The following is an 11508-nucleotide window of genomic DNA, read 5'->3' as shown; positions in this document are numbered from 1 at the left end:
GCATCATCGAGAGCGTTGCGGATCATGTCTCGGCTAATGCCCGCCTTGTGCTCCAGCTCGCCGTAGGAAGCCTCGATCTCTTCCTCTTGAGGATTTCCATTGGCATCACACCAGCCGAGTGTCTTTCGAATGAGGTAGCCAACGATGCGCACAACCCCGCGAGAGAAGTGCGGAATGACGACATCGAAGAACTGGTTCGGCGTGTAGGTCGTGTTCGAGCTCGGGGGTCTGAAGCCTTGAAATGTCGAAACCGCCGGGCTGGGGGCCTTTGAGGTAGGGAGAACGATGCGATTTTTCAGAACCGTTTGCTCCATAGTTGTGCGCTAAAGCCGGATTACCGGCTCGGACTTCACGACTTCGACCTTTTGTTGCGCTTGCTCCTCAAGCCACTTTGCATACCAACGCAAAATGGCGTTGATGATGAAGCTGCGACTGCGTTGCTGTTCACGGGCCAGTTGATCAATGAACAAGAGCACGTCGCTTTCGAACCTCACCCCTGCAGATTTTCGCACGATTTTTTGCATGCCTTCATCTTATCATGAACGTGACACACTCGGTCACGTCGTCCTGTGGATAACCGGGTAGGGGAGAGCAAACTTCGGGCGACTGAAGTTTCGCATCCGAATGATGACAAAGCAAGACTCTTGCCATCAGCTACATCCCCACGTTTAATCGGCGAAACCTCTACGCACCCTTCCTCACTGCATGCTCTGGACTGCTCCGACTGAAAAGAATCTGGCCAATGACACATTGGAGAGAAAATTGTGGGATGCTGCCAATCAGCTCTGGGCGGGGGCGGGCCTGAAGCAGTCGGACTACTCCGAACCCATTCTCGGCCTCATCTTCCTGCGCTTTGCCGAGGTGCGCTTCAGTGCCCGCAGGGCAGTGTTGGAAAAGGCCGGGGCTTCCTCTCGTCGCGGTTCAAAGGCGGACGAGCCTACCGCCTACCATGCCGAGGGCGTGCTCTTTCTCGCGTCCGGTGCCCGTTTTGCCGGGCTGCTCCAGCTCCCGGAGGGGGCGGACATTGGCAAGGCGCTGAACGAGGCGATGAAGACCATCGAGCGCGACAATCCGCAGATGGCCGGGGTGCTGCCCAAGGGCTATCAGGTCTTCGATTCCCGCCTGCTCAGCAACCTGCTGAAAACCCTTTCCACCATCCCCGCCGATCTGGAGGGCGATGCCTTCGGGAAGATTTATGAGTACTTCCTTGGCACCTTCGCCATGAGCCAGGGGCAGAAAGGCGGCGAGTTCTTCACCCCCACCAGCATCGTCCGCCTCATCGTGGAGATTCTGGAGCCCTTCCACGGTCGCATCCTCGATCCCGCTTGCGGCTCGGGTGGCATGTTTGTGCAGAGTGCCCGTTTCGTCTCCGCCCACCAAAAGAACCCCAGCGCCGAACTCAGCATCCACGGCCAGGAGCGCGTCGATGGAAACGTCCGCCTCGCCCGCATGAATCTCGCTGTCCATGGCCTGGAGGGCGATATCAAGCACGGCAACACCTACTACGAAGACCTGCACGCTACCGTGGGGAAGTTCGATTTCGTCTGCGCCAATCCCCCCTTCAATGTCAGCCAGGTGGACAAAGAACGCCTCAGCGCCGAGGTCGGCAAAAACCGCCGCTACCCCTTCGGCCTGCCACGCACGGACAACGCCAACTACCTCTGGATTCAGGATTTCTATTCCGCGCTCAATGATCAGGGCCGCGCCGGATTTGTTATGGCCAATTCCGCCTCCGACGCCCGCTCCTCCGAGCAGGACATCCGCCAGAAGCTCATCGAAGCCCGGGCCGTCGATGTCATGATCGCCGTCGGCCCCAACATGTTCTACACCGTCACGCTGCCCTGCACCCTGTGGTTCTTTGACAAAGGGAAAGCGAAGACGCCCCGCGCCGACACTGTCCTCTTCATCGACGCCCGCCACATCTACCGCCAGCTCGACCGCGCCCACCGCGACTGGACCGAGGCCCAGATCAGCTTCCTCGCCAACCTCGTCCGCCTCTACCGTGGCGAAGCCCCCGACTTCACCCTCGGCGGCGCCGAGGCCGAGGCCAAGATCAAAGAAGTATTCGGCAAAAAACCAAAATTTGCTGACGTGCTCGGCCTGTGCAAAGCCGCCACGCTTCAGGACATCGAAGCGCAAGGCTGGAGCCTCAACCCCGGCCGCTACGTCGGCGTCGCCCCCGGCGAGACCGTCAGCGACGAGGATTTCAAGACCCAACTCGGTACGTGGAATGAGGAACTCGAAACCCTCAACGCCCAAGCCCGCGAGCTTGAACAAACCATTGCCCAAAACGTGGCGGAGATTCTGGAGGCATGACGAACAAATTGTCAGTTTGGAGAACGACGAAGCTCAAGGATGTGTGTGATCGCATTACTGTGGGTTATGTCGGGCCGATGGCGGACGAATACACGCCAGAAGGTATAACGTTTCTTCGATCTCAGAACATTGAACCTTTTCGCCTCAGCCTAAAGGATGTGAAGTTCATCCCTCGGAAATTCAACGACAAGATCAAGAAGTCAGCCCTTCGGCCCGGAGATGTCGCTGTTGTCCGCACAGGCTATCCGGGAACAGCATGTGTTATCCCTGCTTCTCTACCTGAGTCGAACTGCGCTGACTTAGTTGTTATTACGCCCTCCAAAGAACTGAATTCTTTCTATTTGGCGGCCATTTTCAATTCAGCCTGGGGAATGGCGTCAGTGCGAGGTAATCTCGTGGGTGTAGCTCAACAGCACTTCAACGTAGGGGCCGCTAAAGAGATGGTGGTTACGCTCCCTCCTCGTGCTGAGCAGGATCGCATCGCGGGCATCCTGTCGGCCTACGACGAGTTGATCGAGAACAGCCAGCGTCGCATCCGGTTGCTGGAGGACATGGCCCGCGCCCTCTACCGCGAGTGGTTCGTCCACTTCCGCTTCCCCGGCCACGAACACACCCTCCCCGTTGCTGATTTGCCAGGTGGATGGAAACGAAGACCTCTGGAGGAAGTCGCCGAGTTTAGGCTCGGCAAGATGCTGGACCAAGAGAAGAACCGAGGAGATTTGCTGAGCTATCTCGCAAACATGAACGTCCGATGGGGTGAATTTGACCTGCGCGGCTTACGGGAAATGCGTTTTGAGAAAGATGAGTTAGAAACGTATGGGCTGAAATTCGGCGACATTGTCATGTGTGAAGGTGGCGAACCTGGCCGGTGTGCCATTTGGAAGGAGCAGATTCCCGGAATGATGATTCAGAAAGCAATCCATCGCATTCGCTGCCGGGAGAACATGGATCATATTTATCTCTACCACTGCCTGCGTTTGCAGGGGGAATCCGGCCAACTGGCATCGCTTTTTACCGGCGCTACCATCAAGCATCTGCCGCGTGAGAAGCTTGCCAAAGTAACCGTGGTGGTTCCTCCTGCGCCGATTCTGAAGAGGTTTGGCGAATTCGCGAAGCCGATGGAAGCGCATATTGAAAAGCTCCAACGTCAAATCCAAAACCTCCGCCGCACTCGCGATCTGCTCCTGCCGCGCCTGTTGTCAGGGCAGGTTGCTTTGGAAAGCGTCCCCACATAAGCTCTGCCCATGCTCTTCGAACGACAACGCGTGCTCTTAACCTTGCTGGATGCCTTAGGGGGACAGAATGCGCCGACGGATTTCCAAAAACTGCTCTTTCTCTACACACGGGAGGAGGCGAATCCGAGCTATGAGTTTGTGCCTTACCGATTCGGCTGCTTCTCCTTTACCTCCTACGCGGACAAGAGGCGGCTGATCGAGCAGGGGCTGCTGGTGGATGATGCGCAGCAGTGGCTCATGACGGACGCGGGCCGTGAGATAGCGCGGAAGCGGGCGGTGATGCCGCTGCTGGCCGGGCGCTTCAACCGGGAACATGCGGGCCTGCGTGGCGATGCGCTGGTGGCGGAGGTTTACCGCCGCCATCCCTACTACGCCACGCGCAGCGAGATCGTGGACAAGGTGCTGACAAACCCGGCGGATCGCGCCCGGGTGGAGCAGGCCAAGCCCCAGCCTGCCGCCGCCGGGCTGCTGACGATTGGCTACGAGGGCAAGTGCCTGGAGACCTATCTGAACCAGCTCATCCGCGCCGGGGTGACCATGCTGTGTGATGTGCGGCGGAATCCGCTGAGCCGGAAATATGGCTTCTCCAAACGTACTCTGAGTCATTCGTGTGAAAGCGTGGGCATCCGCTACGAGCACCTGCCTCAACTGGGCGTCGCCTCCGAAGAGCGTCGGGAACTGAACACTCAGGCCGACTATGATGCGCTCTTTGCCGACTACGAACGCAAGAGCTTGCCGCAGCAGACGGAGGCGCTAGCAATGATCCAGAGCTGGATCACCGAAGGACATCGCGTGGCCTTGACCTGCTTTGAACTTCACCCGCACGAGTGCCACCGGCACTGCGTTGCGGAGGCAGTGGAGCACTTGACCAGTTATTCCCTGAGGGCTGAGCACCTTTGACCCATTGACCTTATGCCCAAGGAGCGCCTTTTCATCACCGTGAAGACTTATCCGACACTGTCGCGGAAGCACGGTGAGACGGTCTGCACAGCGGGTATTCGTGAGGACGGTAGCTGGGTGCGTCTTTACCCCGTGCCGTTCCGGCGACTGGATGAGGAAGAGCAGTATCGGAAGTTTGACTGGGTGGAGCTGGAGATGCGCAAAGGCACGGCAGATCACCGCCCGGAGACGCATCATCCCACAGATGCCAAGAACATCCTGCCCATGAAGCACCTGGGCACAGAAGAAGCCTGGAAGGAACGCCGCAAAGTGCTGAATAAGGTGAAAGTGCACCACCGATTGCAACCGCTGCTGGATGGCGCTAAGGCGAACACGCTGTCTTTGGCGCTCTTCAAGCCTGCCAAGATCATCGATTTCATTTCGGAGCCTTGTGAACGAAATTGGGACGAAGCGAAGGTGTCTGCGATGCGGGACATGGCCTCTCAAGGCGAACTCTTTGGGGATGAGCAATGGCGGCAGACCTTCCGCCTGATGCCTAAGCTGCCCTACAACTTTTCATATCGCTTCGAAGATGCCGACGGCAAACGAAGTGAACTTCAAGTATTGGACTGGGAGACGGGTCAGCTCTTCCACAACTGTCTGCGGGATGCGCGCGGTGATGAAGCCCTGGCGCTGGCAAAGGTGCGTCAGAAATACATGGACTCCTTTCTGAAAACGGACCTGCACTTCTTCCTCGGCACGATGAAGGAATTTCACGGCTTCTCACCGAACCCGTGGGTGATCATCGGCGTTCTGCCCATTCCGCATCCACCGGCTGTGGAGCAGCTGGAATTGCTGTAACACATGACTCACGCCTACACGGAAGACCAGCTCGTCGAGCAGCCCGCCATCGGGCTGTTTGCAGAGCTTGGCTGGGTGACGGTTTCGGCAGCAGAGGAAAACTTGGGTGCCAGCGGCACGCTGGGACGGTTGGCGAAGTCGGAAGCGTTGCTGCCGGGGCGGCTGGAGGTTGCCTTGGAAAGATTGAATCCAATGCTGCCGGCGGAAGCGATCACGGCGGCACTCGAAGAGTTGACGCGGAACCGCTCGGCGATGAGCATGGCGGCGGCGAACCGGGAGATGCATGAGCTTTTCAAGCAGGGCGTCAAAGTCAGCGTGCCGGACAAGGAACGTGGCGGACAGAAGACGGAGCGCGTGCGGGTGATTGACTGGGAGAACCCGGAGGCGAATGATTTCCTGCTTGTGACCCAGATGTCCATCCAGGGGCCGCTCTACCTTAGGCGACCGGATTTGATCGGCTTCGTCAATGGGTTGCCGCTGGTGGTGGTGGAACTCAAGAAGCCCGGTGTACCCGCGCAGCAGGCTTTCACGGATAACCTGACCTGCTACAAGACAGACATCCCGCAGCTTTTCTGGGGCAATGCGCTCATGATTGCCAGCAACGGCACGGACAGCCGCGTGGGCTCGCTGACAGCGGACTGGGAGCGGTTCTTTGAGTGGAAGCGTATCGCGAGCGAGAACGAGCCGCGCCGCGTGTCGCTGGAAGTGATGATCTGCGGCACATGCGACAAAAAGCGTCTGCTGGATTTGGTGGAGAACTTCATCCTCTTCTCCGAGCACAAGGCCGGGCTGGTCAAGATCGTGGGGCAGAATCATCAGTTCCTCGGCGTGAACAACGCCATCACCGCCAGCCTGAAAGCCCGCGATGAAGGCCACGGACGTGGCGGGGTCTTTTGGCAGACGCAGGGCAGCGGCAAGAGCTTCTCCATGGTATTCTATTCGCAGAAGATCCTGCGCACGGTGCCAGGCGACTGGACCTTTGTGATCGTGACGGACCGCGTGGAGCTGGACGAGCAGATAGCCACGACCTTCAAAGCCTGCGGTGCTGTGAGCGAGGCTGAGGGCGAAATCTGCCATGCTAGCAGCGGCGGACATCTGCGCGAGCTGCTACGTGGGAATCACCGCTATGTCTTCACCCTGGTGCATAAGTTCCAAACGGATGAAATGCTCACAGACCGGCGGGACGTGATCGTTTTGACCGATGAGGCGCACCGCAGCCAGTACGACACACTGGCCATGAACATGCGGGCTGCGCTGCCGAATGCGATCTTTGTGGCTTTCACCGGCACACCGCTGATCGCGGGCGAAGAGCGGACGCGGGAGGTCTTTGGCGATTACGTCTCCATCTACGACTTCCAGCAAAGCGTGGAGGACGGCGCGACGGTGCCGCTCTTCTATGAAAACCGAACGCCAGAACTGCACCTCGATAATCCCGATCTGAACGAGGACATCTACGCCCTGATCGAAGAAGCTGAGCTGAGCCCTGAAGCCGAAGAAAAGCTGCAACGGGAGCTGGGCAATCAATACCACCTCATCACTCGCGAGGACCGGCTGGAAACGGTGGCCAAGGACATCATGAACCATTTCCTGGGCCGTGGTTTCCAAGGCAAGGCCATGGTGGTGAGCATCGACAAAGTGACCGCGCTGAAGATGCACGCCAAGGTGCAGAAGCACTGGGTGGCGGAGCAAACGCGCGTGTGGGACGAACTGGAAGAGCTGTCCCGGGCCAAACCACTCAAGCCGGGCCAGCCCAAGATCGGGGTCACGAATGATTACGATGCCGAGAAGGTGCGGGAACTGCAACGGCGGCTCGACTTGCTGGAGCACACCGACATGGCGGTGATCGTTTCCGCCGAGCAGAACGAAATCGCCAAAATGGCAGGGAAGGGGATCGACATTGTGCCGCATCGCAAGCGGATGAACGATGAGAAGCTTGACGAGCGCTTCAAAGACCCGAAGGACGAGCTTAGTCTCGTTTTTGTCTGCGCCATGTGGCTGACCGGTTTCGATGCGCCAAGCTGCTCGACGATCTACCTCGACAAACCGATGCGGAACCACACGCTGATGCAGACCATCGCTCGTGCCAACCGTGTCTATCCCGGCAAGCAGAGCGGTTTGATCGTGGACTACGCCAACGTCTTTGCCTCGCTGGAGCGAGCCCTGGCCATCTACGGAGCCGGAAAGGACGGCAAGACGCCTGTGCGTGACAAGCAGGAGCTGGTGGAGCAACTGCGTGCCGCCGTGCAAGAGGCGGCGGAGTTTTGCCTGCGCCAAGGGGTAAGCCTGACCGCCATTCATGACGCGACTGGCATGGAAAAACTCCACCTTCTGAGCGAAGCGGTGAATGCGCTGATTTCCCCGGACGAACTGCGGAAGCAATTCCTCGCCCACGAGAAGCTCGTGCGGGCTCTCTACCACGCAGTGAAGCCCGACAAGGCAGCCATCGAGTTTGCCCCGATGTGCTCGCTGCTCGCAACCCTGGCCGATTCGATCAAGTTGCAGACTGGGGAGGGAGAAACACCCGACATCACGCCGATCATGGGCAGGCTGAATGACTTGCTCGACGATTCCATTGGCGCAGAAGGCTTCACCATTGCCGAAGGGAAAGCGGGAGCGCGGCATGGCGTGATCGACCTTTCCAAGATAAACTTCGAAGCGCTCGCGAAGAAGTTCAAAGAGTCGAAGCAGAAGAACCTCGACATCGAAAAGCTCAAAGCTGCCATTCGCGCCACCTTGGACAAGATCGTCCACATGCACCGCGCCCTGCGGACTGACTACCAGCAGAAGTTTGAGGAACTCATCGCCAGCTACAACGCCGGGAGCCTGAACATTGACCAGCTCTTTGCAGCCTTGCTGGAGCAGAGCCGCAAACTCACTGAAGAGCAAACAAGGCATGTGCGTGAGAATCTCCTGCCTGCTGAACTCGTGATCTTCGACATCCTCACCCGTCCCGCGCCCGAACTCAGCGACGCCGAGCGTGACGAGGTGAAGAAGGTGGCGAAGCAACTGCTCGCCAAGGTGCAATCTCTCCTCGGCACCATGTGGAAAGGCACTCAGCAAGGCCGGTCCCGGCTCCAAGACGTGATCAAGGATACCCTCGACGAAGGTTTGCCCAGAGCCTATGACAAGCCCCTTTACGAGGCGAAAGCGGAGGCAGTCTTCGAGCACTTCTACGAGACAGCGGCGTGAGAGGGCGACTGTAACCAGTAAGCCAACAGCCTTCAATGGTGGCGAAATGTAGTTTATTCTCGGAAACCGTACCTCAGCGCGGCTGTGGGATGGGTGAGCCGAAGCCTCGTGGAAAAGAGGGGAGGCATCTGCGAAGCCCAGCCAGCAGTGGCGCTGCTCATGGTTTGTGGAGGAATCGCCTGGCTTGCCATTCGCGAAGCGATGCCAAGCGGGGCGGTTGCGGTGGCTGGGCTGGCCTCGCGCGCTTGGGCGATGACCGTCTGGGAGGGGACGGGGCTGACGGTCATCGCTGAAGCGCCTCGATTTAGGGGGACTGTCCTGGTCTTGAGCGAAGCGAATGACGAGGACAGGAAGAGGTCGGTTGAATGTTGAGGGCGTTGCGGGATACCTCCCGCTTGAAGGGGTAGCGGCGCACGCAGTAGCCGCGAGGGGAAGGCATTCCCCGCTAAAGCGCCTACTTCTGAAGTCGAAAAGAAATACCCAACGCCGACTCGACCATCCCATCTTGAGTGAACTGGAAGTTGAAAGCCTTGCCGACCATGGATTCTGCACTCCGTTGACAAACGCCTGTAAATGTTCCGCCTCCAATAGTTTTGTCCCATTCTTGGGTTGTTACATAAATGCGGGCTGTGTTTCGGTCTGGCGAGACGCCTCCACTGCCAGTGTAGATTGCACGACAGGTGCGGAGCGCTTTGCCATCTCCCGACAGCTCTCGGTAAGTGCGGTGCCAGACGATGCCCTTCACAAAGCTGATTTGATCGGTGAATTCGAGTCCGGCAACGTCTCTCGCTTTCGTGATACTGACATAGCAAGGTTTCGGGACGCTGATCGTCACGTTGTTCTGACCCGTCGCATTTGCGGCGGAGGTTTTGCCCATCGTTTTGCTGTCCACCAAGTCATGAACCTTGGCCTTTTGGGAGATGATTATCAGGCGGCCGATGTTGGAGGTTATCGTCAGCGTGAGATCGGCCTGCCCTCGATGCCAGTCGCCAGCGGTATTTTCATTGTAAAACTCAATCGTGTAGCTGGCCGTCCACAAACCTCCGTCTTTAGATACCGTCACCGGGCCAAGAATCTTCTCGCTGCCTCTCGGCCACTTTTGACGTTGCGTGGTTTCTTCCGCCTGAATGGCGCTTCGCGAAAGTCTTCCTTTGTCGAGGAAGTCTACGCTTTGATCATAATCAGCGACCATGTCGGTGACTTTGCCTTGAGAGGCTTTGTCATGATGAGCGACAATGAACTCCTTAACCTCGATTTCGGTAAGCTGATGGGAGATGGACGAGGGACCTGAAACGGATGGGGTGCCCTGGGAGAAAATCGCACTGTTGGCCGCTGATGCTGAACCGAGCATAGAGAAAGGGCTCTGCGAAAGAGGCGATGGTATGAGAGCGACCGATGGAGCTGGGGTCTGTTGAACGGGTCGATGACGTTCCGCTGCTTTGACGACGGGGAAGGGCGACTCGTCGGCATTGAAGGCGAGGAGTGTCGGCATGTAGAGATCAGGGAGTGTCTCGGGCAGTTCACGCACAACAGGTGTGATTGCCGACCACCAGTCCTTGATTGCCGCCTCATCCCAGATCGTTTTATGGCCGTCACTCCATGCGTGCAGTGTCGTGGCAATGTCGGTGGAGTGAATGGGCCTGGCGTAGATTTGCATCACGAAAACGGCCTTGTGATCCTTCCATTCCACCAGTTGGGCGATGCCGCGAACCTGCTGATAATCCGGCCCCACCACCTGATGATTCAGCGGATTGACGAGCGGCGCGCACACTAGTACGCAGAGTTCACCATCAGTGACATGTCGCTTCCATTTGGATTCTTTGATCACATCTTCATCCGACGGCATGCTGACTTCAAAATGCAACGCCGGGGCAGCGGCTTTCCTCATGTAAGTCACTTCTGCATGTCCGTTCTTGATGCGAATTAACTTGGAGCCGTCAGCGGTGCATAGAACCTTGGTTTTATCATCGACCCCCAGCGAATCGAATCCAAAGGAAACAGGCAGGTTTGGATGCGACATGGCACAAATACTTTGCCCAAACATTTCCCATTCCTTTTCAGGGCTACGACGAGGTGGCGGCACTGCGGAACTGATCACGGTGCGTACATCCAACTTCCAGCCTTTCTGAGAGGGGAGAGAAGCGCGAGGCCCGTTCTGCCATTGACGCTTGGCTTCCTCATCAAGCTTACTGAAAAAAGTCGAATCATCGATGGGCTTCAACAGCAGCTTTTCGAGATCAAAGACGAGGGGGGATTCGTCGGTCGGGAAAAACACTAGTTCTTGCGCCTGCCACCAAAACACTTCTCCTCCCGGAGTGTCACGCCCAGGAGGGCGGGGGAGTGAGATGGCCATGGCTTCTGCAATGCGCAAAATCCAAATGAGTCGGCCACTCCCATTCCCAATGGCGCAAGCGAGCGATTTTTGATCTGGCGACCATGCCAGCGATTCCAGCGGATAGGCAGGGACTTGGATGCTGGTGATCTTTTGGAAATGGTTCAGATCGTAAACACCGATGGCAGGTGAGCCGGATGACGTGTCACAATACGCTAGCAAACGGCCATCTGCGGACAAGCTCACAGGCGAATCCGACTCGATGCCTTCAATCACCTTGGTAATGTCTGGCTGAATTTCACCGATCTTCGCTGATTCGATGCCTGGTGGAGGTTCGTATTGGAACGACGGCGCGGCATTCTTCGATTCGGTAATCGCTTGGGGATCAATCTTCGGCGAGCGGCCCACGAACGACAACGGAGCAAGCAAACCCAAGAGAGACAGGACCGCCGCGCCCAAGGTAACATGACGCAGCCAGGGTATGCCTTCGGCACCACTTTCAGTCTGTTGTTCTGGCAGTTTCGTTGCCATGATCTGGCCGCCAATCAAACCGCCGACAAAGCCACAAAGCACACTTGGCAGCAAAGCGGCGAGGCTCACAAACAGGGTCAGCCACATGCGTGCTTTCAGCGCGTACTCCATGAGCGAGGTGGGCGCGGCGTGGGTGTCCAGTGTGGCAAGCAACGTGAGCAGCGC

General features: G+C 57.7%; 6 protein-coding genes and 2 pseudogenes. 5 read left to right on the top strand and 3 right to left on the bottom strand.

Annotated elements, in window-relative coordinates:
* Together PSV43_RS21450 and PSV43_RS21445 are read right to left on the bottom strand one after the other, a co-directional pair.
* Positions 1–314, bottom strand: a pseudogene (locus PSV43_RS21450) (hypothetical protein); the annotation flags it as partial.
* Between the two features lie 9 nt (positions 315–323).
* A complete protein-coding gene (locus PSV43_RS21445; RefSeq protein ID WP_300202500.1) occupies positions 324–524 on the bottom strand; it encodes a hypothetical protein in 201 nt (66 codons plus the stop codon).
* A gap of 181 nt (positions 525–705) precedes the next feature.
* On the opposite strand from PSV43_RS21445, the gene PSV43_RS21440 reads away from it, so the two are divergent.
* Genes PSV43_RS21440 through PSV43_RS21420 form a run of 5 tightly spaced genes read left to right on the top strand, consistent with a single transcriptional unit; the run spans position 706 to position 8480 of the window.
* Positions 706–2316, top strand: coding sequence for a class I SAM-dependent DNA methyltransferase (locus PSV43_RS21440; protein ID WP_300202497.1), 1611 nt, complete (start codon positions 706–708; stop codon positions 2314–2316).
* Positions 2313–3551 (top strand): restriction endonuclease subunit S, encoded by a 1239-nt coding sequence (locus PSV43_RS21435; RefSeq protein WP_300202494.1) that lies wholly within the window; start codon positions 2313–2315, stop codon positions 3549–3551. The genes PSV43_RS21440 and PSV43_RS21435 overlap by 4 nt, the downstream gene beginning before the upstream one ends.
* Positions 3552–3560: 9 nt before the next feature.
* Positions 3561–4451 (top strand): DUF488 domain-containing protein, encoded by an 891-nt coding sequence (locus PSV43_RS21430; protein WP_300202491.1) that lies wholly within the window; start codon positions 3561–3563, stop codon positions 4449–4451.
* A 12-nt stretch (positions 4452–4463) separates the two neighbouring features.
* Positions 4464–5291, top strand: a complete 828-nt coding sequence (locus PSV43_RS21425) for a hypothetical protein (RefSeq protein ID WP_300202488.1) — start codon at positions 4464–4466, stop codon at positions 5289–5291.
* Positions 5292–5294: 3 nt separating this feature from the next.
* Entirely contained in the window at positions 5295–8480 is a 3186-nt protein-coding gene (locus PSV43_RS21420) for a type I restriction endonuclease subunit R (protein WP_300202485.1), read from the top strand.
* 454 nt (positions 8481–8934) lie between these two features.
* On the opposite strand, the pseudogene PSV43_RS21415 reads toward PSV43_RS21420, so the two are convergent.
* Positions 8935–11508, bottom strand: a pseudogene (locus tag PSV43_RS21415) (hypothetical protein); the annotation flags it as partial.

It is taken from the genome of Prosthecobacter sp. (genome assembly GCF_029946185.1).
GTDB lineage: Bacteria > Verrucomicrobiota > Verrucomicrobiia > Verrucomicrobiales > Verrucomicrobiaceae > Prosthecobacter.
Note: the sequence above shows the minus strand (reverse complement) of the source record. Positions and strands in the feature narration are given on the sequence as shown.